This is a genomic window from Paenibacillus polymyxa, assembly GCF_015710975.1.
Taxonomy (GTDB): domain Bacteria; phylum Bacillota; class Bacilli; order Paenibacillales; family Paenibacillaceae; genus Paenibacillus; species Paenibacillus polymyxa.
The window spans coordinates 4,740,493-4,767,484 of record NZ_CP049783.1 but is presented as its reverse complement, the minus strand read 5'-3'; the positions used below and the strand labels follow the sequence as shown (position 1 = coordinate 4,767,484).

At 44.0% G+C, this 26,992-nt stretch carries 27 protein-coding genes and 1 riboswitch; of the genes, 8 read left to right on the top strand and 19 right to left on the bottom strand.

Annotation, left to right across the window (positions count from 1 at the left end; all coding sequences use genetic code 11):
• Positions 1 to 25: 25 nt before the first annotated feature.
• Positions 26 to 754 carry a DsbA family oxidoreductase gene (locus G7035_RS22015; protein WP_019687392.1) on the top strand — a complete coding sequence of 243 codons (729 nt, stop codon included), beginning with the start codon at positions 26 to 28 and terminating at the stop codon, positions 752 to 754.
• 90 nt (positions 755 to 844) lie between these two features.
• Here G7035_RS22015 and G7035_RS22010 read toward each other — a convergent pair whose 3' ends face one another.
• Both G7035_RS22010 and G7035_RS22005 read right to left on the bottom strand, forming a co-directional pair.
• Positions 845 to 1,633, bottom strand: coding sequence for an SDR family oxidoreductase (locus G7035_RS22010; protein ID WP_019687393.1), 789 nt, complete (start codon positions 1,631 to 1,633; stop codon positions 845 to 847).
• A 158-nt stretch (positions 1,634 to 1,791) separates the two neighbouring features.
• Complete coding sequence (locus tag G7035_RS22005; protein ID WP_019687394.1) at positions 1,792 to 2,703, bottom strand: copper amine oxidase N-terminal domain-containing protein; 912 nt, start codon at positions 2,701 to 2,703, stop codon at positions 1,792 to 1,794.
• 240 nt (positions 2,704 to 2,943) lie between these two features.
• On the opposite strand from G7035_RS22005, the gene G7035_RS22000 reads away from it, so the two are divergent.
• On the top strand, positions 2,944 to 3,861 hold the full coding sequence (locus G7035_RS22000; RefSeq protein WP_019687395.1) for an AEC family transporter: 918 nt from the start codon (positions 2,944 to 2,946) through the stop codon (positions 3,859 to 3,861).
• A 284-nt stretch (positions 3,862 to 4,145) separates the two neighbouring features.
• Here G7035_RS22000 and G7035_RS21995 read toward each other — a convergent pair whose 3' ends face one another.
• From G7035_RS21995 to G7035_RS21985, 3 genes are all read right to left on the bottom strand, one after another.
• Positions 4,146 to 7,217, bottom strand: a complete 3,072-nt coding sequence (locus G7035_RS21995; RefSeq protein ID WP_019687396.1) for a X2-like carbohydrate binding domain-containing protein — start codon at positions 7,215 to 7,217, stop codon at positions 4,146 to 4,148.
• A 456-nt stretch (positions 7,218 to 7,673) separates the two neighbouring features.
• Positions 7,674 to 8,846 carry a M20 metallopeptidase family protein gene (locus G7035_RS21990; protein ID WP_019687397.1) on the bottom strand — a complete coding sequence of 391 codons (1,173 nt, stop codon included), beginning with the start codon at positions 8,844 to 8,846 and terminating at the stop codon, positions 7,674 to 7,676.
• A gap of 228 nt (positions 8,847 to 9,074) precedes the next feature.
• Positions 9,075 to 9,584 (bottom strand): GNAT family N-acetyltransferase, encoded by a 510-nt coding sequence (locus tag G7035_RS21985; protein ID WP_019687398.1) that lies wholly within the window; start codon positions 9,582 to 9,584, stop codon positions 9,075 to 9,077.
• 109 nt (positions 9,585 to 9,693) lie between these two features.
• On the opposite strand from G7035_RS21985, the gene xerS reads away from it, so the two are divergent.
• Positions 9,694 to 10,794 carry a tyrosine recombinase XerS gene (xerS, locus tag G7035_RS21980; protein ID WP_019687399.1) on the top strand — a complete coding sequence of 367 codons (1,101 nt, stop codon included), beginning with the start codon at positions 9,694 to 9,696 and terminating at the stop codon, positions 10,792 to 10,794.
• Positions 10,795 to 10,802: 8 nt separating this feature from the next.
• On the opposite strand, the gene mobB is transcribed toward xerS, so the two are convergent.
• The 3 genes from mobB to G7035_RS21965 all read right to left on the bottom strand — a co-directional run bounded on the left by mobB (position 10,803) and on the right by G7035_RS21965 (position 13,063).
• Positions 10,803 to 11,354 (bottom strand): molybdopterin-guanine dinucleotide biosynthesis protein B, encoded by a 552-nt coding sequence (gene mobB, locus G7035_RS21975; protein WP_019687400.1) that lies wholly within the window; start codon positions 11,352 to 11,354, stop codon positions 10,803 to 10,805.
• Positions 11,351 to 12,628 (bottom strand): molybdopterin molybdotransferase MoeA, encoded by a 1,278-nt coding sequence (locus G7035_RS21970; protein ID WP_196478880.1) that lies wholly within the window; start codon positions 12,626 to 12,628, stop codon positions 11,351 to 11,353. The genes mobB and G7035_RS21970 overlap by 4 nt, the downstream gene beginning before the upstream one ends.
• 195 nt (positions 12,629 to 12,823) lie before the next feature.
• Positions 12,824 to 13,063, bottom strand: a complete 240-nt coding sequence (locus tag G7035_RS21965) for a helix-turn-helix domain-containing protein (protein ID WP_016820734.1) — start codon at positions 13,061 to 13,063, stop codon at positions 12,824 to 12,826.
• 88 nt (positions 13,064 to 13,151) lie between these two features.
• Here G7035_RS21965 and G7035_RS21960 point away from each other — a divergent pair, with 88 nt between their 5' ends.
• Complete coding sequence (locus G7035_RS21960) at positions 13,152 to 13,367, top strand: helix-turn-helix transcriptional regulator (protein WP_016820733.1); 216 nt, start codon at positions 13,152 to 13,154, stop codon at positions 13,365 to 13,367.
• A 457-nt stretch (positions 13,368 to 13,824) separates the two neighbouring features.
• Here G7035_RS21960 and G7035_RS27530 read toward each other — a convergent pair whose 3' ends face one another.
• From G7035_RS27530 to G7035_RS21945, 3 genes are all read right to left on the bottom strand, one after another.
• A complete protein-coding gene (locus G7035_RS27530) occupies positions 13,825 to 14,004 on the bottom strand; it encodes a hypothetical protein (RefSeq protein ID WP_230877332.1) in 180 nt (59 codons plus the stop codon).
• A 563-nt stretch (positions 14,005 to 14,567) separates the two neighbouring features.
• Positions 14,568 to 14,945, bottom strand: coding sequence for an accessory gene regulator B family protein (locus G7035_RS27950; RefSeq protein ID WP_413782956.1), 378 nt, complete (start codon positions 14,943 to 14,945; stop codon positions 14,568 to 14,570).
• Between the two features lie 28 nt (positions 14,946 to 14,973).
• Positions 14,974 to 15,687, bottom strand: coding sequence for a hypothetical protein (locus tag G7035_RS21945; protein ID WP_016820730.1), 714 nt, complete (start codon positions 15,685 to 15,687; stop codon positions 14,974 to 14,976).
• 266 nt (positions 15,688 to 15,953) lie between these two features.
• Here G7035_RS21945 and G7035_RS21940 point away from each other — a divergent pair, with 266 nt between their 5' ends.
• Positions 15,954 to 16,187 (top strand): helix-turn-helix transcriptional regulator, encoded by a 234-nt coding sequence (locus G7035_RS21940; protein WP_016820729.1) that lies wholly within the window; start codon positions 15,954 to 15,956, stop codon positions 16,185 to 16,187.
• 133 nt (positions 16,188 to 16,320) lie between these two features.
• On the opposite strand, the gene G7035_RS21935 is transcribed toward G7035_RS21940, so the two are convergent.
• From G7035_RS21935 to G7035_RS21915, 5 genes are all read right to left on the bottom strand, one after another.
• On the bottom strand, positions 16,321 to 17,076 hold the full coding sequence (locus tag G7035_RS21935) for a DUF4247 domain-containing protein (RefSeq protein ID WP_019687402.1): 756 nt from the start codon (positions 17,074 to 17,076) through the stop codon (positions 16,321 to 16,323).
• A 13-nt stretch (positions 17,077 to 17,089) separates the two neighbouring features.
• Positions 17,090 to 17,596 carry a DUF4178 domain-containing protein gene (locus tag G7035_RS21930; RefSeq protein WP_017427734.1) on the bottom strand — a complete coding sequence of 169 codons (507 nt, stop codon included), beginning with the start codon at positions 17,594 to 17,596 and terminating at the stop codon, positions 17,090 to 17,092.
• Between the two features lie 24 nt (positions 17,597 to 17,620).
• Complete coding sequence (locus G7035_RS21925) at positions 17,621 to 18,028, bottom strand: DUF350 domain-containing protein (protein ID WP_013371429.1); 408 nt, start codon at positions 18,026 to 18,028, stop codon at positions 17,621 to 17,623.
• A gap of 129 nt (positions 18,029 to 18,157) precedes the next feature.
• Positions 18,158 to 18,826 (bottom strand): PspA/IM30 family protein, encoded by a 669-nt coding sequence (locus G7035_RS21920; protein ID WP_013371430.1) that lies wholly within the window; start codon positions 18,824 to 18,826, stop codon positions 18,158 to 18,160.
• A gap of 86 nt (positions 18,827 to 18,912) precedes the next feature.
• Positions 18,913 to 19,935, bottom strand: coding sequence for an NADH:flavin oxidoreductase/NADH oxidase (locus G7035_RS21915; RefSeq protein ID WP_019687403.1), 1,023 nt, complete (start codon positions 19,933 to 19,935; stop codon positions 18,913 to 18,915).
• 303 nt (positions 19,936 to 20,238) lie between these two features.
• On the opposite strand from G7035_RS21915, the gene G7035_RS21910 reads away from it, so the two are divergent.
• Positions 20,239 to 21,045 (top strand): polysaccharide deacetylase family protein, encoded by an 807-nt coding sequence (locus tag G7035_RS21910; protein ID WP_016820724.1) that lies wholly within the window; start codon positions 20,239 to 20,241, stop codon positions 21,043 to 21,045.
• 199 nt (positions 21,046 to 21,244) lie between these two features.
• Here the strand turns inward: G7035_RS21910 and G7035_RS21905 are convergent, their stop codons facing one another.
• From G7035_RS21905 to G7035_RS21895, 3 genes are all read right to left on the bottom strand, one after another.
• Positions 21,245 to 21,913: a 3D domain-containing protein gene (locus G7035_RS21905; protein ID WP_019687404.1), complete on the bottom strand. Its 669-nt coding sequence runs from the start codon at positions 21,911 to 21,913 to the stop codon at positions 21,245 to 21,247.
• Positions 21,914 to 21,919: 6 nt separating this feature from the next.
• A riboswitch (cyclic di-AMP (ydaO/yuaA leader) is annotated at positions 21,920 to 22,093 on the bottom strand.
• A 239-nt stretch (positions 22,094 to 22,332) separates the two neighbouring features.
• Positions 22,333 to 23,055 (bottom strand): amino acid ABC transporter ATP-binding protein, encoded by a 723-nt coding sequence (locus G7035_RS21900; protein WP_013371435.1) that lies wholly within the window; start codon positions 23,053 to 23,055, stop codon positions 22,333 to 22,335.
• Positions 23,042 to 24,505: an ABC transporter substrate-binding protein/permease gene (locus tag G7035_RS21895; protein ID WP_017427733.1), complete on the bottom strand. Its 1,464-nt coding sequence runs from the start codon at positions 24,503 to 24,505 to the stop codon at positions 23,042 to 23,044. Before G7035_RS21895 ends, G7035_RS21900 begins: the two co-directional genes overlap by 14 nt.
• 148 nt (positions 24,506 to 24,653) lie before the next feature.
• Between G7035_RS21895 and G7035_RS21890 the strand changes: the two genes are divergently transcribed.
• The gene (locus tag G7035_RS21890; protein ID WP_016820721.1) at positions 24,654 to 25,832 is read left to right on the top strand and encodes a M20 family metallopeptidase; all 1,179 of its coding nucleotides are present in this window, start codon (positions 24,654 to 24,656) and stop codon (positions 25,830 to 25,832) included.
• Positions 25,833 to 25,871: 39 nt separating this feature from the next.
• Entirely contained in the window at positions 25,872 to 26,942 is a 1,071-nt protein-coding gene (locus G7035_RS21885; RefSeq protein WP_019687405.1) for a glycine-rich domain-containing protein, read from the top strand.
• Positions 26,943 to 26,992: the final 50 nt, after the last annotated feature.

Genomic DNA, 26,992 nt, shown 5'->3' with positions numbered 1-26,992 from the left:
AATATATATATGGAGGCATTTCCTGATGAATATCGAAGTTTGGTCTGATTATATGTGTCCGTTCTGTTATATTGGCAAACGCCGTTTGGAGCAAGTCTTGCAGCAGTTCCCACATCGCGATGAGGTTCAATTGACATTCAAGAGTTTTGAATTGAATCCGAATGCTGTGAAAGATAGTGGTAAGACGATTAATGAAGAACTATCAGCAAAATATGGCGTTAGTCTGCAAGAGGCTCATGCCATGAATGATCGCATGACCGAAAACGCACGTTCTACAGGTCTGGAGTACAATATTCATGCCATGGTGCCGACCAACTCTTTCGATGCTCACCGTCTAACGCATTGGGCTCACACACAAGGCAAAATGCTGGAATTGAGCGAGCGTTTATTTCAGGCTGTCTTCATGGAAGGCAAGCATACTGGGGATCATGAAGTACTGGCAGCGTTGGCAGCCGAAGTTGGTTTGGATCATAACGAAGCCGCTGCCATATTAGCCGGTGACCGCTTTACCGACGAAGTTAGAGCTGATGAAACTGAAGGTGCTAAGTTAGGCGTTCAGGGTGTTCCATTCTTTGTATTTGATCGAAAATTTGCTGTTTCTGGTGCTCAGCCTGAGGAGGTATTTCACGATGCGCTTCAAAAAGCATGGGATGAACGTTCTCCTTTCACTATGATTAGCGGCAGTTCGTCCAAACAGGATGCAGCTGGTGTATGTACTGATGATGGTTGTGAGCTTCCAAGCCGCGAGAGCTGATCAGCCAATGAACTAAACCTCTCTTTAGATAACTTATGAAAAAGCGTGCCAGCAGCAATTAAGCCTGATGCGGCACGCTTCTTTAATTTTTTATAATGATTTAATCATTCCGCCATCCACAAGAATGGTGCTGCCGGTCAAATAGGATGAAGCCGATGACGCCAGAAAAGCAACGACTTTACCGAACTCTTCAGGCTCACCGTACCGTCCTAACGGAATGCCCTCTTCTGCTTGTTTGCGAACTTGATCCGTCGTTTGGTGGGATTTTTCGGCTCGATGCTCGTCCAAGCTACGTACGCGATCGGTTGCAATTCTCCCTGGTGCTACAGTATGTACCAGAATATTATATGGGGCTAATTCCATGGACAATGTTTTCGCCAATCCGGCAACTCCAGTACGTAGTGTATTGGAAATAATCAGGCCCGGAATCGGCTGCTTCACTGATGATGAGGCGATATTTAAAATTCTACCACTTTGTTGTTTTTTCATATAGGGTAACGCCTCACGGATCAACCGGATATGACTAAGTAAATTTTGCTCAAAGGCCTGCATCCATACTTCATCTGTAAAATCATCAAAGGTGCCCGCAGGAGGGCCGCCCGCATTGTTAACCAAAATATCGACGGTGCCAAACCAATCAACTGTACGGCGGATGGCCTGGGAGATATGTTCAGGTTTGGTTACATCACAAACTACATATTCAACGCGACCACTCGCTGTTTCCTGTAATTCGGCCTGAGTCCGCTGAAGCTCTGCTTCATTTCGTCCAGAAATAACAACATTCGCACCCTCACGTGCCAATTCGCGTGCACTTGCTTTGCCAAGGCCTTTACTGGAGCCTGCAACAAAGGCTACTTTTCCTGTTAATCCTAAATCCATCTATGACACTCCCTTTTCTGAGATTTCTCTATTTAATTGTACACATGACCACTACATAATGCGAATAGTTCGGTACGCAGTAGCAAGGCAACACAAAAAAGGGCCTGACATTCAGTCAGGCGCCCTTTCTGTATACACCATTTTTTGTTGACAGCACGTTATAATGCTTCAGATGTTGTTGGCTGCTCATATACAACAACAGACTGGCTCTCAGGCTCCCATTTAACATTTGCTCCCAAAGCCTCTCCGATTACCCTTACAGGTACCATTGTAGTTCCATCCACTATGGATGCTGGCTGCTCGATAGAATACGGCTGGCCGTTAATATATGCTTTGGCGCTATTCACGAATAATTTGACGGACACGCCGTTGCGACTGACAGTAACAGCCTTTTCTTTCGGATCCCAGGAAACTTTGGCATTCAGGGCTTCGGAAGCTGTTCTAAAAGGAACAAGTGTGGTGCCATTGCGGTTAATCGGTTCGGCATCATATTTTTCACCATTCACGAACAGCTTCATACCTGATGACCTTCCAGCCTTCCTTGAGAATACATCCAGCTTTTTGTAGCTATCCAGATTGGACACATCAGCCAAAACTGCCTCCTCCTGCATGTAAACGGCATCTGTTACATTTCCGTTTTTATCCAGTAGCTCAGCAGCCTTAGTTAGTGCTTTGTCAGAATTTCGGATCAATTCAAGTTCAGCTACCTGCTCCGAGGTCAAACGATCCGGGTATTTTGTAAGCAGCAGATTCGCAATAACCGCTCCTGCCGGCTTATCTTTTGTATTTTCTACTGCTTGAAGCAGACCATTGTACCCGTTGTGTCCCTTGTGACCTTTATGGTCTTTGGACTCCCCGTATGTATCATCCGTTACTGCAACAGGGGTGTTCTTTTTGATTTCGTCGTGTTTATCTTTTTTGCTGCTCTTTTCATTCCGGTCTTTATCAGACGCCTTTGCTTCCTGTTTGTTCTCCTGACCATTTCCGCGCCCCTGTTTGGCTTCGGCTGTTCCTGCTGCCAGTCCCAAGACCAGTATACACGCTAATAATGCTGTCCAAGTGTTTCTCATGATGCGCTTCCTCCTTATAGTAAAAGACCAGGTTTAAATGTAACCTACATATATTAACGGCTACTATAAGCTGAATATGAAGCCCTTTTTTACTAGTGCTGCATTTGTAGGGGCTGATGGCAGAATCATTATAATAAATTTTATTATGCGTCAACCTATTTCCACAGTATAATGGGAAATGCACATGCAATTTTAGGATTAACGTTTACATTCGTATAATAAAAAGAAGAGGAGACAGACATGTTCGGCACCATTCTTTTAGACGTTGTTTTACCTATCTTTGTCCTTATCGGTTTTGGCTGTATCATGCAATATTATTTTCGATTGGATTTGTATACCCTAGCTAAAATTAATTTTTATTATATCACCCCTGCAGTTGTGTTTACCGGTCTTTATAACTCTGAAATTTCTTTAATTCTCATGGGTGAGGTTTCACTTTTTTATGCCCTGTACATAGCTATTTTGTACGTAATCAGCACTACCGTTGCCAGATCTCTGAAATACAGCCCCGGAATGCGTGGAGCTTTTACAAACAGTGTAATGCTAGATAATTCAGGGAACTATGGTTTACCAATTAATCAGTTGGTGTTTAAAGGTGATCCGCTGGCTATTTCTGTCCAAGCTCTGATTATGACTTTTCAAAGCTTTGTTACATTTACATATGGTACTTTTGTTGTACAGAACGGTAAGGCCAATACACGAAAAATTTTAATTAATTTTTTAAAAATGCCTGTCCCCTACGCGCTTGTGCTGGGCCTGCTCCTGAATCTACTGCACAGTCCATTGCCTAATTTGCTGGCTGAGCCTCTAAATTATATTAGCCATTCGATGGTCGCAGTGGCTCTGCTTACTTTGGGAGCACAAATTGTGCAGTATCCTTTTCATTTGCGCCGGACAGCCGTGTATATCAGTATGGTATTACGCCTAATTGCAGGTCCAATAGTTGGCTTTATGCTCGTGTTTTTTCTAGATCTTAAGGGGATTCCCGCTCAAGCATTGCTCATTGCATCAGGTATGCCTACCGGTGTTAACACGAGTATTTTGGCAGAAGAATATAAAAATGAACCTGACTTTGCGGCACAGACAGTATTACTTTCTACGATTGTGAATGTCATTACGATGACCTTATTAATTTCAATATCCCGTCATCTTACTTGAGGTGTATGATAAATATAAAGCTTGATTTGTAACGCTTTTTGTCTGACGACAGGAGCGTTTCTTTTTCAATTAAAATAGGAACACATGTTCGTTATTGTACCTCTTTTTCTGTTTATAGTGGTGTGTTTGTTTGACGATGATGGTATGCGAGAAGGAATTTTTTCTATTATGAATTTTTCATATAGTGAAATAGTTATATTTTTGAATTTAAACCTCTGATTCCTCCAAAAATAAAGCCAGCTCGCTCATTAGAGTGGCTGACTTAAAATTATTTTTTTGAAGATTTAAGGCTCAATTCCCCATTGCTTGATCCCAGACAGGTAAGCGGTTATTTTAGTGGAATCTTGTAAGCTATTTGCTGTGGGATTAAAGGAATAATCATCAGTTTGTGTATAATTGCTCCAATCCGCTTTGGATATCCGGGTTTGTAGCTCAACACTCTGACCAGGCTCTAAAAAACCTGCTGCCGACTTAAAACCAATTTCTGCATAAGAATCTGCACCTGGCTTCGTATTAGTTAATGTTTTGAAGTTAGCAATGACATTCTCTGTACCGATGCTAGACCAATCCGTAAAGAAGTTTTGTGATTTCTCCCCGTTAACGGTGTAATAATAACGCAATGTCACATCTGCTAGGGAAACGGGTGAGCTTCCTGTATTGGTTATTTTAAACTTGGAACTGATCGTATTACTTGTTGCAGATACATTCCCATTGAAGGATTGCACCTTCAGAGCACCCTCGCCTGTTCCCGGCTCACTTGGCGTATCCCCTTTCACCGTAATCGTGAACAACGCATCATTGCCTGTACTAAAATGGAAGTTGAGCGTTGTCTCTCCTTTAGGAAGTTTAGATAAATACTTGTTGGTAAGAATAACTGTTTCTTCACTAACCATATAATCTTCACCTTTGTTCAGTGCCACACTCCCCTGCTTGATCGCTTCTAGTGTGTTACCGTTAAGAGTAAGCTTGACAGTAATATCGGTATTACTGTTAGCCACTTCATAGGTTGCAGCCGTCGGCGTAATACTTGCTTGCCCGGTAGATGGCTGGTCACCACCCACACGATCTGCCACCAGAATGCCTCGGCCATTCGTTCCCAGATAAGCACGTCCGTAAACCCGAGGGTCCCCAATAATGGTGGTCACTCGAGCATATTGATGCTTGTCATCATTAATGCGCACCCAGTTTGCGCCAGCATCGTCCGAACGATAAAATCCACGAGTTCCGTCAATCTTACCAACGATAAACACTGCTGCATTCGTACGATTGGGTGCTGCTTTGCCAAAGCCTACAAAATCCGCCTCCTGCACATGATCAAGCTTGGTGAATGTAATACCTGAATCCTTGGAATGCCATAAGCCGTATGGCCCTCCGTCCTCGGAGCCTCCAGCAAACCACACATCTCCTTCCGCTCCTCGTACAGCACCAATATCTGCATTCCCTACACTTGGCAAACCAGTAACTGTGGATGGTGTGAAGGATGCGCCTCCATCAACACTTACATATATTTTCCCAGCAGCAAACGCGTAGTATTTGTTAGGATTTACTCGGTCAGAGGCGATCTTTGCATTAGCTGGAACTCCCGTGCTTGCTGTCCATGAGTTTCCTCCGGTTTTGGAATAAAATACACCTTTGTCCGATGTACTCCACAGCAATCCATTACCATTTGCCGCTACAGCGATGCCGCCTCCTCCTGCTGTACCGGAAGGCTCGCTATTAGCTTTGTACCAGTTCGCTCCGCCATCATTGGATAATCCGATAGATTTGGCGTTTGGATCTTTTTTATAGTCCGCTTTACCTACCCGAGCCATAAAAGAAGGGTTCAACTCGGCATAATCAATGCTTTCGCTGCTTGTAAAGGTTGGATTATCCAGCATTTTAGCAGGAGCCTTGAACAGGTCATCATGTCTGAATCCGGAGACATCACCCACTGCACTCACCAGAGGAGCTCCAGTTGGAGGGCTCACCAAATCCAAAATCGCCGTTTCCTCTACCCCTTTAGCGGCTACCGAAATGTCCAGCTTACCTCCCTTGTCCCAATTGGTCAGATTTTTAGAGCCGTATATCGTAGCTCCTGTGCCGTACAGCATATGATCTGAATTAAATGGATCTATTTCCAGATCTCCAATCATCCAACCCAGCTTGGGCGATACTTCCGGCGGTGCAGGATTGGCATTGAAAGTCAGCCAAGGCGCACCGGATATATCCAAATTGTACTTCAGCTTACGAGCTGGATAACCATCAAATTCCCAAATAGGGCTCCAAGTTGCCCCACGATCAGTACTGCGGTAAATCGTTTCATCCGGCCACCAGGCATTCAACGTTGCAACCATAAGTGTACCTGGCTTCTGGGCGTCCACTGTCAGTCCACCATATCCAAAATGATTGTCTGCGCTGCTGCTGGCAACGGGGCTAATGTTAGTCCACTGTCCACTGGCTGTATTCAGTTTCCACAGCTCACCCTTTGTTCCATCATACGGTCCAGCTCCATCGCTGTAAGAAATATACAGGTCGCCATCTGGCGATAAAACGCCGTGATGTGGCAAATAGCCTGTAGGCTGGCCCGCTATAGCAGACCAGGTTGTCCCGCCATCTGTACTGCGATAGACACTTTGCTTTTTATCTGCGACACCCACATAGATGGTCTGTGTTGCTTTACTGGAAGAGCCCGTTTTTTTGTCAAAAGTGATCCAGGTTAAACCGACAATATCACTGGTGTATTCATTGGAAGGGTCCTGTACATACGTCCCCGGATTCGGAAAACTACTCACCTTGCTCCAGGTCGCCCCGTAATCGGAGCTTTTCCACAACCCATTACCACTTCGAGCTCCGAAGAATAATATATTGTTTTTATTCGGATCAATTGTCAGACGTTCACCCATCGAGCGTCCCGGCATATTGCCTCCTACCTTAAAGGGAAGCTTTGTAGTTTGCCACGTATTCCCCTTGTCGGTAGAGCGCATAATTTGCCCGTTTTGTTTATCCCAGGAATTAGTATACGTGCCTGTAGCTATATATACACGATTCGGATCCACAGGGTCGGTGGCTAGTGCATCGACACCATTTTTGTTCCAATCCTCCCAGCCCACAGAATCCGTCAGCGGAATCCAGCTTTCACTCGCAGGATTCCAGCGGTAAGCTCCTCCAATATCTGTACGGGCATAGATCAGATCTTTTTCCGTTTCATTAAAAATAATACCAGGTACAAAACCACCTCCACCGCCTGTAACGACACTTTTCCAAGTATAATCGTCACTTGGAGCAGCATGGGTGGGTGCTATCATGCCTGTCCAGGAAGCACCCGCTACTATAAGCGCCAAACATACAATTCTCAACCTGCTTTTTGCCTTAGTCAATGAATTCAACCTCCTTCTCCGTAATCATTTAAAAATGCAAGTCATTTCGAGCTAAAAGTAAGCAGTCAATTGCGGATTCGTTCCTATCGTTATTATTCCATTCATCAATCAAACAAGCGTTCTCTCAAGCTCACCTCCAGTAATCCAATAGATTTGCAACCTCTTTTTTGTTAGCGCTTACATCGGTGTCTGCTCAAAAGATTCGTCATCTTTTTCTCATTTCCTTGTGTGAAAAATCAAGATAATGTAATAGTATCTTCTGCTTGATAACGAGTTGGCTTCCACTTACAGTTGATTCCTCTTATAAATTACTAATATGAATTTTTCATATAATGAATTATTTTCTTTAAATTTCATTCGAACGAGGTACCAAAATACTTTGATTTACAGCAAAAAACCGCGCTATGCGCGGTTCGGGCTTCCGTAATGCTATGGCTATTCATTAATAGGTTGAAATTACTGCAAATATTCAAGCGCCAGCGCTAAAAAAATATGTCCTGAGATGAGTAACGCACGCTCATCAAAATCAAAGCGAGGATGGTGGTGAGCAAAATGGGTTCGTTCATCCTCATTACGAGCGCCCACAATAATAAAAGCTCCAGGTCGTTGTTCTAGATAATAGGCAAAATCCTCTGCTCCCATGGCCGGTTTTAAGTCCATAAAAGCATCTGCTCCATACAGCCTACTGACTAGCTCACGTACCCGTTCTGTTTCGGCCTCGGCATTCACCAGAGCAGGATAACCATTCAAATAATCAATTTCGTATCCCGCATGATAAGCATCCGTTAGACCTTTTACGATACTACGAATTTCGTTTTCGACTTCCTTGCGTATATCCTTATTAAACGTACGTACGGTCCCTTCAATTTTGGCTTTATCTGCAATTACATTAAAGGCAGTTCCTGCTTGAAATACCCCAATCGTTAACACTGCTGATTCCGTAGGGTCCACTCTGCGACTCACGACCTGTTGTAGTCCGTTCACAATTTGACTTCCAATAACAATGGAATCCACTGTCTGATGCGGTCTGGCGCCATGTCCGCCCTTGCCGTTGATTTGAATTGAAAAGGCATCGGCAGCAGCCATTGCCGGCCCACTCTTTAAACCGATTTTGCCCAGTGGAATTTCCGAGGAAAGGTGAATACCATATACTGCTTCCACCCCATCCAGACAACCATCCTCAATCATGAATTTGGCTCCACCAGGCGGTTTTTCTTCGGCATGTTGAAAAATAAACACAAGCTTCCCCTTCAGTGTCTCACGGTGATGGCTTAACACTCGTGCCACTCCTAGCAACGCAGCGGTATGACCATCATGTCCACAAGCATGCATAACACCGGGAACGGTCGATTTATAAGGCGCATCCTTTTCATCCTGAATAGGAAGTGCATCAAAATCAGCACGAAATGCAATCGTTCTACCTGGCTGCCCGCCTTCTAAAAAACCGAGCACACCGTTACCACCGACATTCGTTCTTACTTCAATACCAAAAGAGCGTAATTGGTCTGCGATAAATGCAGATGTATTCGTTTCCTCAAAAGAAAGCTCTGGATGCTGATGCAAATATCTTCTCCACGCAATCAGTTCTTGTTCACCATCTTTTAGTTCCTGAACCCATTTCTCCAGCATATTACCCTCTTTTCCTATTGAATTTATATACTTCTATCCTTATCTTACCATAAATGATTCCAATAAGTTATATATGAATTACCAAATAACTGTATACCTGCGTTTTTACCAATGTCAATGCAAGTTCTAATTGGAACGATCCATGAACAGAAGGCTTGAAATGACAACAAAAAAGCCGACAAAATATTCTCCTCGGCTTTTTTCTGGTGGTTTTCTATTATGAATTTTTCATGTATTGAAAAACTGACTTATATTCCCTCGTACTGGATGTGTTTGCTCCCTATACTCACCATTCGTATAGCTTCCAATGACCTTGCGCCAAAAGGATTGGGCTGGTCTATTCGTGCTCATCTGAGTCACCTTCCATCGCCCATTAAAACGTCCAAACAGCTCATGAGCCGCCCAAGTGCCCACGCCATTGTGTCGATAAGGACGAAGTACAAAGAACTCAGCCATGTAATAGTCAGCTTCTCGATTGCTAGACATTCGGTCAACGAGTGCAAAGCCCACAGGAATATCCTGTCTCCAGATCAAAAAAGGCAGCTTTTGTTCGCCGCTCGTCCAGTATTGATACAAGTCTGGATAAGCCGGGAATGTCCCCTTCTCAGTGACATCAATTCGCAGATAGGCTGTAAAATCGTATAAGTAAAATTGCATGAGCTGGACAATAATGTCCTTCTGCGACTCTGGTACACTCTTTATGGACAGCTTCAATTCTGTTTTGATATTATATCCCATACTTTCACCTCTCTTGGCGGTCAGCTTGTTCTTTACTTTGATTACTCCCATCCAGTGCTGTTCAAAATATGCTAAAATACATGTATTATGACCGGACGAGGTGAACCCTATGAACATACAAAAGATCATCGACCGGCGCAAACTGGATGAAAAGTTGCCGGATTTGCCATGGTACGTACAGCAATTTATGGATTACAAGCTTCCCGACCTATCCCCCTCTACTTTGCTGGAATATGTGCGGGATTACGAAGCTTTTTTTTCATGGCTTCGCTCGGAAGGCTTGTCTGCCGGAGAAACGAATGCCCAAGTGACACTGGAAGAATTAGAGACACTCCATATGGATAGCATTACAGGTTTTCGTTTGTTCCTGTCTACCAAACGCGAAGGCTCCAATTCCCGCATCACCATTTCACGTAAGCTATCGTCCTTGCGTTCACTCTTTCATTATTTGAGCCAAATCGCTGAGGATGAAAACTTTTATCCGTTGCTCAAGCGCAATATTATGGCCAAAGTCGAAATTAAGCGCGTACATAAACCCAAGGATACGGCCGCCAAGCTCAAAGGAAAAATACTGGAAGAGGAAGAACTGCTTGAATTTATCGGCTATATTTATGAAGGCTATGGACAAGATTTGGCTGATAACAAGCAAGCCCTATACTCTTATGAATTGAACAAGGAGCGAGATGCCTGTATCGCAAGTCTTATTCTGAACTCGGGACTGCGTGTATCCGAAATCGTCAACTTGAACATGGACGATCTCGATATAAACAATAAATTGCTGTATGTGTACCGTAAAGGAAATAACGATGAAACTTTTAAAACGCCAGTATATTTCCGCGAGCAATCCAAAGATGATCTCGCACTTTATTTATCCTTAAGACATACCCGTTATCGCGCTCCAAAAAAAGAAAAAGCTTTTTTTGTCGCGCGACCCAACGGTAGTGCTGAGGGCAAACGGATGACTAAAAGAGCGATTCAAGCAATGATCATCAAATACGCCAAGCGGTTCGGCAAGCCCTATTTGACCGTTCACAAGCTCCGTCATTCCTTTGCTACAGACTATTATTTACAAAATGATATTTACAAAACCAAGGAACAGCTGGGTCACGCTTCGACAGAAACAACGGAAGTCTATGCCCACCTGACTGACAAAACGATGTCTCAGGCGATCGAACGACGGATAGAGACTCAGACTGACTCCGCTAATTAGTAGCCCTCTCATCCCTGCTCTGTCTGGAATCCCATTTTGTGCCTCTGAATCTGTTCGAGTAGCCAGCAGCCTGCCGGTTCACTGGCATCGGCAGGAAATATTTGCACCGTTTGTTCAACTGAGTAGTAGTCCTGAGCCCAATCCATGTGGTACTCCCAAACTACTACTCCCTGTACATTTGTCAGTTCCTGAACAAGCTGCGCATCCGATTGTTCCCGCACCATGATCAGCTTCGGATATTTTTCCTGCTTGAAACCTTCCAGCAACACACAGTCATAGGTCTGAAAATGCCGGATGAGTCCGATCACAGGCCGACTATGTTCCTCTAAAATGGCAGTTCTTCCTGCCGAAACAATCGCTACGCCTTTGGCACCCGCCTGTCGGTGCTTATACGTATCTGTCCCCTCATGATCCATCTCAAATTCATGACCATCATGCTTGATCACAGCTACACGCAGTCCTGACTGCTGCGCATAACGAATCAAACCTCCGAGGAAGGTTGTTTTTCCTGTATTTTTGAATCCGACGATTTGACATACAAATGGATATTTCGTTTTCACGTCACCTGTCCGCCTTGAAGCACCAGTACATGCACCTCTTCACCTTCGTGCAAGCCTTCTGTTGTGGGAGGAACTACGATCAGACAATCGCTGTCCTTAATCGTAACCATAGCACTGGATTTATCTACTCGCGCAGGAATCGCATATACTTGCCCACTACGTAACTCCAGAGAACTGCGTACAAAGCGGGTATAGTTGTTTACCTTCGTATAATCTGCTCCTAGCTTCGCCGTCCAGGTTTGCAAATACGGATGTGCCGAAGATAACATCATTTGAATAGTTGGTCGTACAAACAGCTCACAGCCTACAAAGCATGCACCGGGATTGCCAGAGAGCGCAAATAACAGCTTACCGTCTATCACTGCGGCTGTGGTTACACTACCTGGACGCATCGTAACCTTGTTGAACAGCATATTCACATCTTCCTGTCGTACGAGATCACCCATAATATCAAAATCACCCACCGACACTCCACCACTCGTAACCACAATATCATAGGCAGCTATCGCTTCTCGGACAGAAGCTCGAGCAAGGTTCAAATCATCATGAATGGCTTGCAGAATGAACGGCTCTCCTCCTGCCTCTCTAATTTGAGAAGCCAGCATATATGTATTACTGTTTCGAATTTTCCCCGGTTGTAACGGCTCATCCACTGCGAGCAATTCTGATCCAGTGGAAAAGACAGCCACCCGTGGCTTCCTGTAAACAGGCACCCGATGTACACCAAAAGTAGCTAGTACCGAGACATGCCCCGCTCCCACGCAAGTTCCCTTACTGAGCAAAAGCTGACCTTCCTTAATCTCATGACCAATTTGTGTCACATTTTTGCCAACTTCCATACGCTTCTTCAAGCCAACATATGTCTGTCCATTTTCCTCACGCAGCTGTGTCGCCTCCAGCATCACCACCGTGTCCGCTCCTTCAGGTAGTTGTGCTCCTGTCATGATGCGGACTGCCATTCCCGTCTCCACCCGCTTGTCCGATACGGTGCCACAAGGAATTTCATCAATCACGTGTAGCCAGATTTCCTGACCGGTCGAACAGACTTCAGTGTCCGAGGCAAGGATCGCATAGCCGTCCATACCAGAACGACGAAAGCGGGGATACGGATGTGGCGCAGTCAAATCCATCGCCAGATAGCGACCATGTGCTTGCTCGAGCCCTACGTCCTCCCTTTCGCCCTGTTGAACATAGCTAGCTATCCTGCTTTGTGCTTCTTCCACCTTAACTGCTTTACGTTGGAATTTTTCTGTGTTTAATGGCGTCTGATTCATGTTCTCACTCCGTTCTTCTAAAATACCCTCTTTCTGTTATAACGCTAAAACCGTTATCTGGCAAATCCGAACGGTGTTTATTGGATACTGCAAGTCTCTATCCGCCAAAAAACAGCCTGAATATCATATCTCGGCTGTTATTGGTAGATTTCGGTTTTTGGTTTTGCATGTCATCACGTCAGTTTTCTACGTATATTAGGTTATATTATTTTTACCGAAATAGATTGAATCTATTGAAACCTCATACAACGAGGACATTTGCTGCGCTCGAGCTATTGTTAAATCGGATGAATCTTCCTCTATATGTTTTAATTCATTCATTGACATACCAAGTATATTGCAAGCTATTAACTCACTATAACCTGAAGCGAGTCGTGCCATCTTTATTGTATAAAAGCTAGTGCAAGTTACATTTTCATTTTTATCTGCAACCATCCAATCAACTCCACAATATAATTGATAAAAAAGTAATTTACCTGTATACTCTGAACGAAACACTTTTCCCCTGTTAGGAGCAAGTAAGGTGCAAAAACTTACTCGGGGGAAATGCCTTTTGAAAGAGGAGCTCAAATCTCATGGACGCACTCAATCATGGCTCGCCCGACGAACTGGATATTCGCGGCAACAAATATCCAACTGGATCGCGGGACGTGACAAAATGTCATTCGAGGCGGCAGTCCTCATTTCTAGGATATTGGAGTGTAAAGCTGAGGACTTATATGAGTGGGAACTTGCCTGACAAACAGGCATTTCCTTCGGGCCGTTTGTACATGCCGGCATTTACATTATATATCCCGCTTTCACCCTCCTTTTCTTATATGTAGATTGTTTTTACCTTAATTTAAAAGATTGTTATTTTTTTCATAATCAAATTTTATCACATAGAAAATGATTAAAAACGGGAAATATGTCGAATTAAATCGAACCCGTCCGGCTTATCCTAGTCTAACTGATTATTGACTTATTCATTTAAATCTGGTAACAAAAATGACCCTGAATTTTCATGGGTCATTTCCACAATTTTTTAAGTGCTTTAAGTTTATTATGAGACATCGAGCAAGTGAAGTCTGATCCTTCGAATCGTACCAAACCTCCAAATGCGTTAGACTCAATCTCACAAACCAATTCTAGGTTTATCAGGGTGTCTTTATAAGCAGGATATAGATACGGAAAAGCTTCCCTGCAAGCTTGAGCGGTTAGCCCGATTGAATAAGAGCGATCTCCAGAGTGAAAACGCGGGACATAATAATTTTTTTAGGTTCCCACATATCCACACTAAGCATATTCCCTACTTTAAAAAAACCGCTCACTGCCGCTTTACCCACTACCTTAATTTCCGATCCGAAAATATAACGAATTTCTCTATCGGCATTCATTGCATTCTCATATATTTGTTTCCATCGAGATAAATTTGCTGAATTTATACTTTCTTTAATGTCTTGATTTTTAAAAACAACCTGCCCCCTCCATAATCTCCCGTAACGATCTTGTCCACTTGTGTGATGTTAACCAAATTAGATCCGTCCAAATTGCAAAAAGTGGGTAAGCCTACGGAACATTCATGGAGGGTGGTGGGAACTGTAAATCTTCCATGAGAAGTATGAAAAGCGGGATGTGATAATTGCTTTTAGGCTTCCACAATTCAATCGCAACTAGGTGATTCTCACAAAAAAAGAGCAATCTCCAAGTGAATTGTCATCAAGCAATGGAGTAGCTAGGATTCGCTTTCCCTCTTCCATTAAATTCAGTTCTTTTCTGTTTTCTTCAGCTCAGCTGGTACAGGTTTAGCGCCAAAAATTGTTTTTTCTTTTTGGTAGACTCGTTAGCGTAATTACCAAGGCTTATACTTAAAGCTCTCGCCAATTTCTTATCCATTTTCGCTCACCTCCTTTCCATAAAGGAAGAATACTGAATGCTTGTATAATTAAAGATAAACATATTATGTGAGATTGTATAAAAAATTTAATATGCAAACCAAAATACATATCGTTTTATAATATTTGTGATGTTTGGTCTTGTTAATATAGATAAAATGATTGGGAGCATATACTACAAACATTAATAATGAACAAGCGTTAATTATCAAAATCGTTGATAAACTTAAAGAGACGAAAGGTATAGTTACACATATGGCCGTTGTAAAACAGACACAAAGGGTAAGGTTGCTGAAGTGCACCCCTCCTGAAAATCTCCTTACAAACATGATCGTAGCTAGGGCTAGTAATGCCCCCCAAAAATGTCCTGTTATCCAGGCCATAACTGCGACCATTAGTACTGCCGAAATTTCGGTAATTTTCACACCAATCGCATACTCCATCACTTCTACACTTGTAGGTCCATCAGGATCAGCTTTCTTTATTTCTGATGCGATGTGCCTCGATAGCGTTTCTAGCATCCTCGTAATCTCCTTTCTCTGATAAGAAGTACGAAATTCCAAAAGTCAGCAATGAGATGGAAAGTAGTCCTATCGTATTGGAGTTATAGAGCATATACAAAGTAACAAGAATCGTGACAAATGATATTAAGGAGCCTATAATGAACATTTTATTAAGGGGTGATAGGTAATTTTCACCTTTCAAAAAATCATGTGGGGGCTGAATGATAAATGAGAAACCAAAGTTGTATTTCCCCATGACAAAAGAAATAAAGTACGCAGTAAAAATAGAAGCTAGCTGTATAACGTAAATGGAAGAGCCAGCTGTATCACTTATAACACCTGGTTGTGCTACTCCGAAAAAGTTTGCAAAGATATATACAAATAGCTGTAGATTAATGTAAGCTGTAAGACCGGAACCAGCAGAAAAAGCCGCAAGATATGTTTTGATCCCTAAACCAAATCTTAAAAAGAGAACCATTAACAAATACTGAAGCGGAAAATCAAATTTAGGCATGCCTATAACTTCTCTCATGAGAAAGGAAAACAAGGCTATGCCCATTGCATAGAAAATTATTTTTCTTCGATTTTCCCACACGGGAAGCATATAAAGCTTCAAGACCAAAGTAACTGCCGCTAAAGCATCGAAAAAACCAAGTATAATATATAAGAAAGCAGATAACACAGTTACATCATCCTCCTATTTCGCCTGATGTAATTGTATATTTTACTAATAGATGTGGCAATAAAATAATCTAGTAAATTGGAATTTTTTGTATGAATATGAGATGAAATTTTCTTCCCCTGGCTTTCTTTTTCAAACTCGACATCCATTCGTGCTAATAAAAAAAGTCACCCCAAGTGAGCGACGTTGCTTTTGCCAATGTATTATGTTGGTTTTTTTTCGATATCAAGGTTATAATCTACTTAATTTGGGGTGGAGGGATTATTGTGGCTTTAAGTGACAATTTTAAAAAATTACGTATAAAATATCATTTGACTCAACAAGAGCTTGCTGAGATCGCTGGGGTTACCAATAAAGCAATTTCAGCTTGGGAGAGCGGACTTTCTGAACCACGGATGGGTGCTATAGAAAAGATAGCTCGTCATCTCCATATCAAAAAAAGCAATATCATTGAAGAAGATGGCATTGAGCACATAAGCCCTGATCGCAGGTCAAAGTAGACGGCAATAAAATCGAAGTGAGGGAGCATCCATTCAATTTACATTAGTAAATGTTAAACAACAAAAAAAGGAACTGTGCAAGACAGTTCCACAGTTCCGCAAACAACTTTAGAAGAAAATAAAATATTACCTATTATCGTCGACTTCGCCGGCTAATTTTACCTGAGCCGCTGCGTGTTTTAGGCTTACTATAAGATTTGCGTGGTGAATCAAATATGCTGGAACCACCGCTGCTGCCTCGGTCACGTGAAATCGAGCCTCTGCTCGGTGAACTGCTGGAGCCTCGATCGAATAGACTTCCGCTTGATCCAACGCTGGAATCCGAATTTTTCCCTCTACGGGTAACTGAACCTTTTCGTTCCACCGTTATCGGCGGAATCGCTTTTTTCTCCTGTGCTGTTGGAGCACGATATTGCCCTTGTGAAGGTCGGTATACATCTCTGCTCGAATAACCTCGATAGGAGCCAGACCCCCGCAATGAATCGAACAGAGCATCCAGCACAGTTGCAGTTAAGTATCCTTTTAGAAAGCTGGAACTGTAATTTTGCTCGACATACTTTTTACTGTCGATTTCAATGAGTGTATCTTCCTTCTTAGCTGGATCTTGCTGCAAATGGTACCATTCATCGCTATATACCAGAAACATCCGCTCATTGCTCTGAGGCGATATTTGTTCCGGTGTACGCTGTTCTTTCAATTCCTCCGCTACTTCGGGAACCGTTTTGCCTGCCGCCCGATATACGTACGAGGTCGAGTTTCCGCTACCACTAACGGATTCCAGCGGATACGTATCTTTCACATTTGGCGCCCCGCAGCCGCTTAGCACGGATACGAACAAGCTCAGCGCCACAATGACCTTTAATGCATATTGCCAGGTGCGTTTGCCCATGTGTAACCCTCTCCTAGCTAGCCCGAATAACCTTGACGTCTCCGGTAATCACTTCTTCTCCTTCATAAAGCATAAAGCGACCGTCCTGCCACTCTACCCGCAGTAGATGGTAATCATCAGACTGGTACTGCCAAACATGTTGCTCTCCACCCTGCCGGAAAGGAGCACGGCCCATAACGGTAACATGCCCAAAATACTGTTCTTCCAAATGATACGTTGTATCATCCAGTTCTAAAATGGTCGGTACTTCCTCCGGGTTGTCTAGTCTGCCATCGATAGCCTGATATAGTCCGAATTGCAGTGTTTCCCGTTCCTCAATATGAAGATAACTCACTTGATTACCATCCTGAAGCGTCAAAACAACGGCATTCCGGGCACGATTATGTACACGACCTACCACTTCATAGGTGACAAGCGACACTTCACAAATATCACCAGGATTTAAGTGAAGCATGCTTTTTTCCGCTTTCGGCGGTTCAGGCTTGGCAAATAGATTTGAAATTCGTTTCCATACACTCATGGTCATATTCCCTCCTTACTTTGCCTAGAAGCATGCTGTAATGATCAAGGCACCCACCAAATGCAGCGCTCCTGAGAACAAGCCGAAACCAATTTTACCTTCTTGGGTACCTTTATCCAAATCAAACTGTGCCCAATACCGCAACAGCAGACGCACAATCACTTCCAGAACAAGCAAGATGATAAAGGCAATCACAGAATACACAAGCGCTTCGAGCAAATTATTAGCTGTAGCAATTGAACCCGATAAAATGTATCCTTGTGCAATCAGCTTCATAATCATCCGGACTGTTACAGCCATATTTCCGGCTTTTACTTCGGCAAAATCCTTATACTTTGTAAATAAAGAATCGACATACATTAATACGAACAGCAAAATAGCACCTGCGCCCGTCCATACCAGCATCGCTTTCATCGTTTCTAAAAAATGCATTTGCTACCATCCTCCACATCTTCTTGACTACATATATTGATTTACGCCCCCAGGCAGGGAAAAGCGAAGGAGATAACGTTTCTCCTTCGCTTACTGAGCCACCACACTAGCGGCAATGCTTAAAAGTTCTTATTTGTTTTCGTATTGTTTCAGCAAAGCAGCAAGTTCGTCGTCCACAGCACTTTTCTTATCCAGCTCTTTGAACTCTTCATCCAGCGATTTTTCCTTGGAAGCCATTTCGTTGCTCGCTTCAGCACGTGCTTCTGCTTGCAGCATTTTTTCCTCCATACGCTTTAATCCAGCAGTTGCCGTATCCGAGCTAAAACCATTCATCGCTTTGTTAATTTCAGTTTGCGCTTTAGCTGCATTATAACGGGCAACCAGTGTCTCGCGCTTGTTCTTCATTTCAGTCAGCTGTCTGCGCATTTCATCCAGCTTACCACGCAGGTTGTCAGCTGCAGCTTTGTTTTGCTCATAACCAGCTTGGAACTCGTTCATTTTTTGTTCGGCAGATTTCTTTTCTTCCAGCGCACGACGAGCAAGATCCACATTTTGTGCTTTTGCAGCCGTATGAGCCTGTTCTTCGCGTTTTTTCACCAAAGCTGCCTGTTCTTCGTATTGCTGTTTAAATCTCTTTTCAATAGCAATTTGAGCGGCTACCGCTTTCTCTGCGTCTTCCAGATCCTCTTGCATATCACGAATGTATTGATCCGTCATTTTAACTGGATCTTCTGCCTTGTCGATAATGGCGTTAATGTTAGACATCGTAAGATCTCTTAATCGTTTGAAAATAGACATGTGAAGTTCCTCCTAGAATTGAATGCTTAAATTTTAAGCTCTGTACACATGTTTACGCAAGCTTTGCAAAGAGGTTTCAAAAATATCTAAAAACCGCGTAGATAAGGCTCTGGAATATCCGCCTGTACTTTTAGCGCCCGTGATGCATGCAGCGCCCAATAGGGATCACGCAGCATGGCACGCCCTATGGCTACCAGATCAGCTTCATTGTGCTGAACGACTCGGCGGGCATCCTCATAATCATCCAATAAGCCGACAGCAATGACAGGCACATTCAGTTTCTCACGGATGGTATGAGCCAAATCCACCTGATAACCAGCACGCGCAGACGGACCTCCGCTGGAACCAATCGGACCCTCACCACCAGAAGAAATATGGAAAATGTCTACACCCGCATCACGATATCGTTCCCCTATGGCTGCTATGTATTCAACATCATATCCGTCTTGGACATATTCTTTGGCAGATATCCGCATTAGCACAGGCATATCAGCAGGAAGTACCTCTTTAACAGCACGTATCACCTCAACACCAAACAGTGATAAATCCTGCCCATACTCATCTTCTCGAGTATTGGTTAAAGGAGAATGAAATTGATGGATTAGATAGCCGTGAGCGCCATGAATCTCTACCGTGTCAAAACCAGCTTCTACCGCCCGGCGCGCCCCCTCTTTGTAGGCAAGAACCAGTTCCTTGACTTCTGCTCGCGTCAAAGCGTGCGGCCCTTTAAATCGTTCACTAAAGGGGATCGAGGACGGGCCTACAGGTGGCTCAGCATCTTCAGCCTTGCGTCCGGCATGGCCTAATTGAATGGCAATTTTGGCACCATACTTGTGGACTTCCTCTACCATTTTACGATATGCAGGAATATGTTCATCACTCCAAATGCCCAAATCACGATCCGTAATGCGCCCATCCGGATGAACCGCTGTCATTTCCACAATTATGAGTCCAGTCCCTCCTACCGCGCGACTCACATAATGGACATAATGCCAATCCGTCGGTTTGCCGTCCTTGGCCTCCACGCTGTATTGGCACATTGGGGGCATGACAATCCGATTTCTTAAAGAAAGCCCCTTTAATTGATAAGGAGTAAACAAGTCGGTCACTTTTATCCATCCTTCCCTCAATTCCAAGTCTGTAGCATTATGAATAGCATCCCCATTATACACCAGCTGTCACGGTATACCGAATCCTTTGTAAGGCTAAAACTTACGAAAATGCTCCAGTTTTCGTTCATGTTTAAGAGAATATGCGCGTTTACTTCGTCATCTTCACGGATATCCGCTTCATGATGTGCTTCTCTTCAGTCGTGTAGGACTTCACTCAATCACCAGCATAATTTTAATAGGACAGGTACATAATAGCTGAGAGCACCACTAGGTACCACTGCACGGAAAGGGGGAATACAAATGCGGTACAGGGGAGTGTTGCCATGTTTAGCACTGTTACTAGCATTTTCAAGTTTTCCCGTTCACGCTGACACGCCTCCCAACATCGGAACGCCCCATCCCAAGGAAGCTACTGTCGCTACTTCGGTATATCAAAGTAAAGATCGAGCTACTCCAACATTAGCGATGCTACGAAAAAAGCATGCGGACATTTTTAAAATGTGCGGCCCGCACACCCGCCAAATTGCCTTAACCTTTGATGATGTGCCCGATTCAAGGTATACGCCGCAGGTTTTGGACGTATTACACGCAAACGGTATCAAAGCTACGTTTTTTATCGTCGGCCATCGTGCGGAAAAGCATCCGGGGATCATACGCCGCATCATCCGCGAGGGTCATGCTATAGGAAACCATTCCTATACTCATCCGGATTTCAGGAAGGCCACACCAGAACGCTTTCGCCACCAGATTACAAAAACAGAACGCATTTTAGAAGCCAGCGCAGGTTTTCGGCCCAGATTGATACGACCACCCTATGGTGAAATCACGGAGCCTCAAATTCAGTGGGCGCGTCGTCATGGGTACATGATCGTCAATTGGAATGTGGACTCTCTAGACTGGAAGGGATTAAGCAAAACACAGATTCAGCGTAACGTGATCCCGGCTACCAGACCTGGCTCCATTATTTTAATGCATGCAGGTGGAGGTCAAAGTTCCAACTTGCAAGGTACTGTCCAAGCTTTGCCGGGTCTAATCCACTCTTTAAAAGCTAAGGGCTACAAGTTTGTCACAGTCCCCCGGCTACTTCACACATCGGAACGAAAATAACAGTATGTCTAAGCCTCGTATATACCAACAACGTAAAAAGGCTGCCTTGACGAGCAGAATGCTTCTGCTTGTAAGACAGCCTTTTTTAGCGATAAACGACCGTACTGATAAGAAGTCGTCCCAGTTATATGTTGTGTGCTATAATATTAAGTCTACATAATATATATTATGTTTAATGAAATCAAATATATGCACAATGCTATTTATCAATAACGTACAGTTTCACATTTTGGAAGCCGAAGTCGTTCACGAATGATTTGTTGCCAGGGATAAAGATATCAATCCGCTTTCCGGTAATAGCGCTGCCCTGATCACGGGCAACGGCTACAAAAGAATGGTCTGGCAAGCCGGGATGGGAATAGCCTGTAACTAGCACCTTTGTTCCCATAGGAATGACTTTCGGGTCTACTGCAATTGTACCCAGTTTAAGCGGATTACCGTAGTAATCGACTGCACCCCATTTGCCATTTTCATCAGCTGCGGCTGAATATGCTGTTGCTTTAACATCAACAACTTTACTGTAATTGAATGTTTTGCCCCATGCTTCAATTGTTGGCCTCTCATTCGCTGGTGCTTTCTCCGTAAGTAGCTGTGGTTTCGAATCCGAAGCCGCCTTCACACTTTTTTCGTCTGGCACTTTAATTTGTAGACCTGCATATATGTTGTTGGACGCAATATCCGGGTTAGCCTTCGTCAAGTCATCTACCGATACCCCATAACGTTGAGCAAGCAAAAAGAAAGTATCGCCTTCTTTGGCAGTATGAAGCGAAGCAGCATTTGCTACTCCAGCTGTCTGTGCCAATCCTGCAATCGCTGCGGCAAGCACCGCAAATTTCATGGTTTTTCCAATATGTTTTAAGTGTTTCAAAGATATGTACCTCCTCTGTTGTGCCTGCGAGGTTAGCTGTCGGATTCGGGCTCAGGAGAAGCCCTATGCTTGCGCAATTCACCCCTAGGTCATATTCCATACTTTTTATGATGTATTGGAACAATGGCCGTTGTTACGTCCCCCGTACTTCCCATAGTTTGAGTCCAGCACCTGAGTATTTATTATCATAAGTGCTGCCTCGGTAAGTTTTGGCTTACTGCATAATATCACAATTTTGTAACCTTATCTGCATGAAAATGTTGGGAACCTTGAACATCATACTACACTCATTACAATTTTGTCATTAAGAATCCGTTTTTTGTTACGAAAATATGGAGATATGGTGACAAAAAAAGAAAAGCCCTCCGTGAACCATCGTCACGAGAAGGGCTATGTCAATATTTTATAAAAGCATTTTCTTACAGTACTTTAGCAAGAAAGTCACGAGTACGATCATGGCTTGGAGTACCAAAAACTTGCTCAGGCGTGCCTTGCTCTATAATTTGGCCGTTGTCCATAAAGATGATCCGATCCCCTACTTCACGGGCAAAGCCCATTTCGTGCGTCACGATCACCATCGTCATGCCGCCTTCAGCGAGCTTCTTCATTACATCTAGAACCTCTCCAACCATTTCAGGGTCCAGAGCTGAAGTAGGCTCATCAAACAGCATTACGTGCGGCTGCATAGCCAGAGCACGTGCTATCGCTATACGTTGCTTTTGACCGCCAGATAACTGGTTCGGGTAGGTATTCTTCTTATCCTCAAGACCCACGGTCCGCAGGAGCTCCAACGCAATTTTCTCCGCTTCTTTCCCCGACTGCTTTTTCACCTGCGTTGGTGCAAGCGTCAGATTCTGCAGTATTGTTTTGTGCGGGAACAGATTAAAATGCTGGAAAACCATCCCCATCTTCTCCCGAGTCGCATTAATATTATGACCACGGGCCGTAATCGGCTCACCCTCAAACAAGATTTCCCCTTCTGTTGGCTGTTCCAACAGATTCATACAACGCAAAAACGTACTTTTCCCCGAACCACTCGGGCCGATAATGACGACTACTTCACCTTTGGCGATATCTATATCAATGCCTTTTAAAATTTCATTCTTACCGAATGATTTACGCAGTTGTTTAACGGTGATCACTGGCTCTCAACTTCCTTTCCCATAAACCCAACAGCTTAGATAAGCTGAATGTCATTACAAAATAAATAGCGGCTGCGATTACGAATGGACTTAAGCCTTCGTAGGTAATATTCTTAATGACCTGGGCTTGATACATAATGTCCACCATCCCAATGGTCGAAATAATAGAAGATTCTTTAATGATCGTAATGAACTCATTACCAATAGCAGGCAATATAGATTTAAATGCTTGCGGTAAAATAACGTGACGCATCGCTTTGCCTCGTCCCATCCCGAGCGAGCGGGCAGCTTCCATCTGTCCACGGTCTACGGCCTGAATACCAGCACGGAAAATTTCAGCCAAATATGCCGAACTATTCAGAGACAACGTAATTATACCGGACTGGAGTGGCGTAAAATTAACACCTAACGTCAAAGCAACTCCGTAATGAATAATCATAAGCTGCACCAGCATAGGTGTGCCGCGCAGTATCTCTACATATGCGGTACCTAGCCACTCGATAATACGAATACCACTCATCCGTAGCAAGGATATGATCAGCCCAATAATGAATCCGAACAGTACTCCGAGCGCAGACAGCAATAGAGTGTAGCCGATACCCGTAGCGTAGAAACTGCGATATTTCAAAAATATATCTACAATGCTATTCGAAGAAACCTGTCTGTCAGCAGACAGTGCACTCGCTTCTGTAGAAAACTTCTCAATCGAACCGTCCGCTTTCAGGCGAGCCAACGTTTTATTTACTGAAGCAAGCAATTCCGCATTTCCTTTACGGATGCCTACAGCAGTTTCTGCTCCTTCATCTTCAGGTACTGCTTTGGCAAGTGTTACGGTACCGTCTAGCGTGTATCCTTTAGCAACGGTATCTTCGATTACAACCGCGTTGATACGCTTGGTCCGAAGCTGGAGTACCAGATCGGATATTTTATCCAATGAGGTTACCGAAGCATTAGGTACTTTTTGCGCAATTTCTTCCTGGATACTCCCCTTCTGCGCACCGAGCTTCTCTCCTTTTAGAGCAGCCATCGTTGAATATTTGTCTTTGTCCTCTGGACGTACCATAATGACTTGCTTGGAACGATAGTATACATCCGAAAAATCAATGCTCTTTCTGCGTTCATCCGTCGGTGTCATACCAGACAGCACCAGGTCTACGCGACCACTTTGCAGAGCAGGCAGCAAAGAGTCAAAACTCATGTCCTCTGGGACCATCTCTGCATCCAGATCCTTGGCGATTTCCTTGGCGATTTCAACATCAAACCCGACAATGGTATCCTGACCGTTAATAACTTTGTGAAACTCATACGGCGGGAAGTCAGCACTCATACCCACTACAAGTTTTTTCTGTGGCTTTCCTTCCGATCCGTATGCAGTGAGCATAGGAAGACCAGCCAACAGCAAGATAACCGCCGTCAAAACCAGGGCGGTAAAACGATATGCCTTTTTCAATCTTTTTTTCTCTCCTTAAATTCTTTATAATAAATAAGATTGTGTCATTATAAATGAATATGCATGATTATGCAATGAATGTTATAGTACAATTTTAGTATATCTATCGCAGTACCTACATTACAGCATATATAAAGGAGTTTTCAGCATGAATTTTAAACAGACCATTCAACACACCATTGAACAGCATGCCGAGCGGTTTAAGGACATTTCGTTGTATATAGGCGCAAACCCTGAACTTGGAAACGAGGAATTCCTGGCCTCTGCCCGTCTAAAAGAAGAACTTGCCTTTCACGGTTTTGAAGTTCAGGCACCCATATTGGGTATAGAAACGGCCTTTATTGCTACTTACAAAGCAGTCAAGCCTGGACCAGTTGTTGCTTTTCTGGCAGAATATGACGCCCTGAAAGGTTTAGGGCACGCCTGTGGACACCATTTGATATGCATGATGAGTACAGGCGCTGCCGTCGGTCTCAAATCGATCATCGACGAGACTGGTGGAGAAGTACGTGTATACGGCACACCTGCCGAAGAAACACGCGGTGCAAAAGTTCCGATGGCGGCGGCTGGATTGTTTGATGATTGCGACATAGCCATGATGACACATCCCTTCGATCGCTACGAAAAATCAGGAAAATCGCTGGCGATTGATGCTGTACAGTTCGAATTTTTTGGTCAATCCGCTCATGCTGCGGCCAGTCCGCACGAAGGGATTAATGCCTTGGACGCTGTGATTCAAACGTTTAATGGGATCAACGCATTTCGGCAACAGGTGAAAAGTACAGTACGTATCCATGGCATCATTAATCAGGGTGGGCAGGCTGCCAATATTATTCCTGATTACGCCTCAGCTCAATTTTACGTGAGAGCCGCGACACGCCAAGAACTGAACCCGCTTACCCGTCGTGTTATTCAAATTGCTGAAGGAGCTGCTTTACAAGCCGGGTGTCGCTTGGAAACCTCCAATTATGAGACTTCTTATGATGAAATGGTGACTAACGGTGTACTCTCCGACATCTTTACTGCAAATTTGGTGCAGGCTGGTATTGCGCAAGAAGATATTACGGAAGGCGAAGATCATGGCTCTATGGATATCGGAAATGTATCACTTCATTGCCCTGCGATCCATCCGTACATTCAAGTTATTGACGAGAAGCATGCCTTGCATACACCAGAATTCCGCGATTTGGCGATGCAGGACCGCGCAATGGAAGGAATGCTCTTGGCCGCGAGGACCTTGGCATGGACAGCTTGCGATGTAATCACAGGTTCTGAGCTGCTGGCACAGATTAAAGAAGAATTCGCTCTACTGAATAGCAAAAGCTAAAATCGGAAATGCCGTCTTCTTGGAGAAAGGAGTGCCTTTATGAATAGTATGAGTAGCTTTTGGACGTTGTTTATTGTGGTTGACCTCATCATTTTTTGGTTTATATTCCGAGCAATACGCAGGAATCGTGGAAACAGAAGCACGCGCCGCCGGAATGCATTTTTCCTTAGTTCCCCGTCTCCTTCGTCACTCACGCAAGAGCGTCATCCAGAAATTACGGAGCTGAAGGAGCTGCTGGAGCGATCCATTCCAGCCTCCTATGCTCACAACGTAAAGCAACGTGTCATGGAAGCCCACCCTAATCTGACGGAACAAGAATATGACTGGCGCTGGCATGAGCTAAAACGATACTTCATGCTATGCGCGATTATGAATCGAGTGCCTATGTTCAGTAGTGATGTGGATGAACTATGGCACGAAATGTTAATGTTTACGCGCGAATACCAGCAGTTCTCGGAAGCTTTTTTTGGTCGTATGCTTCACCATGCTCCCCATTCGGGCAGCTCTCAGCCGATGCCAGAGGAGCGGGCGTGGTTTGACTGGTTGTATGTGGAATGCTTTGGCTGGAATCGCTATAGCGCCAGTTTGTGGGGAACTTTTTTTAATCATCCATTACCGAATGATGAGCTTTCACACTATTACAACCTGACAGCTTCAGCGCAGCCAGTAGGTGACCGATGGAATATAAGTGAAAATATGGGCATTTCAAAGCAGACACAACAAGCGATTCATAAGATAGTCCAACACCTCCGTGAGCGGGTAAATAAAGCTGTAAATGATCCTGAGGGCAAGCAGCTCCCCAAGATCAACTATTTGCAGGTTGACTATTTGCTACTGGCTGTTGTGTGGTATTCATGGTATCGGCCTGATGAATTTGCCATACACATGCACCCAGACTCTACAAGCAGTGCCGCCCTAGCCAGTTCATCCGGCTGTAGCTCTGCAAGCGGCTGCTCAAACTGGGATACACACCACTCGCACCATCATTCCTCCCATGACAGTTCTCATGGTGGAGGCTCTTCTCACCACGATTCAGGCGATTCTGGGAGTCATTCCTCTTGTAGCAGCGGATCTTCGTGTGGAAGCAGTTGTGGTGGCGGGGGCGACTGACCGCAGCAAAAAAGGGAATTCCTCAGCCAGACACTGGCTAAAGGGATTCC

What these genes read in the sequence shown, in the direction of transcription:
- G7035_RS21920 (WP_013371430.1), bottom strand. Translation starts at nt 18,826, where the DNA reads ATGTCTATTTTCAAACGATTAAGAGATCTTACGATGTCTAACATTAAC.
- G7035_RS21890 (WP_016820721.1), top strand. Translation starts at nt 24,654, where the DNA reads ATGAATTTTAAACAGACCATTCAACACACCATTGAACAGCATGCCGAG.
- G7035_RS27950 (WP_413782956.1), bottom strand. Translation starts at nt 14,945, where the DNA reads ATGGAGTATGCGATTGGTGTGAAAATTACCGAAATTTCGGCAGTACTA.
- G7035_RS22000 (WP_019687395.1), top strand. Translation starts at nt 2,944, where the DNA reads ATGTTCGGCACCATTCTTTTAGACGTTGTTTTACCTATCTTTGTCCTT.
- xerS (WP_019687399.1), top strand. Translation starts at nt 9,694, where the DNA reads ATGAACATACAAAAGATCATCGACCGGCGCAAACTGGATGAAAAGTTG.
- G7035_RS21985 (WP_019687398.1), bottom strand. Translation starts at nt 9,584, where the DNA reads ATGGGATATAATATCAAAACAGAATTGAAGCTGTCCATAAAGAGTGTA.
- G7035_RS21930 (WP_017427734.1), bottom strand. Translation starts at nt 17,596, where the DNA reads ATGAGTGTATGGAAACGAATTTCAAATCTATTTGCCAAGCCTGAACCG.
- G7035_RS22005 (WP_019687394.1), bottom strand. Translation starts at nt 2,703, where the DNA reads ATGAGAAACACTTGGACAGCATTATTAGCGTGTATACTGGTCTTGGGA.
- G7035_RS27530 (WP_230877332.1), bottom strand. Translation starts at nt 14,004, where the DNA reads ATGAATGCCGATAGAGAAATTCGTTATATTTTCGGATCGGAAATTAAG.
- G7035_RS21925 (WP_013371429.1), bottom strand. Translation starts at nt 18,028, where the DNA reads ATGCATTTTTTAGAAACGATGAAAGCGATGCTGGTATGGACGGGCGCA.
- G7035_RS21970 (WP_196478880.1), bottom strand. Translation starts at nt 12,628, where the DNA reads ATGAATCAGACGCCATTAAACACAGAAAAATTCCAACGTAAAGCAGTT.
- G7035_RS22015 (WP_019687392.1), top strand. Translation starts at nt 26, where the DNA reads ATGAATATCGAAGTTTGGTCTGATTATATGTGTCCGTTCTGTTATATT.
- G7035_RS21990 (WP_019687397.1), bottom strand. Translation starts at nt 8,846, where the DNA reads ATGCTGGAGAAATGGGTTCAGGAACTAAAAGATGGTGAACAAGAACTG.
- G7035_RS22010 (WP_019687393.1), bottom strand. Translation starts at nt 1,633, where the DNA reads ATGGATTTAGGATTAACAGGAAAAGTAGCCTTTGTTGCAGGCTCCAGT.
- G7035_RS21910 (WP_016820724.1), top strand. Translation starts at nt 20,239, where the DNA reads ATGCGGTACAGGGGAGTGTTGCCATGTTTAGCACTGTTACTAGCATTT.
- G7035_RS21885 (WP_019687405.1), top strand. Translation starts at nt 25,872, where the DNA reads ATGAATAGTATGAGTAGCTTTTGGACGTTGTTTATTGTGGTTGACCTC.
- G7035_RS21935 (WP_019687402.1), bottom strand. Translation starts at nt 17,076, where the DNA reads ATGGGCAAACGCACCTGGCAATATGCATTAAAGGTCATTGTGGCGCTG.
- G7035_RS21965 (WP_016820734.1), bottom strand. Translation starts at nt 13,063, where the DNA reads ATGGTTGCAGATAAAAATGAAAATGTAACTTGCACTAGCTTTTATACA.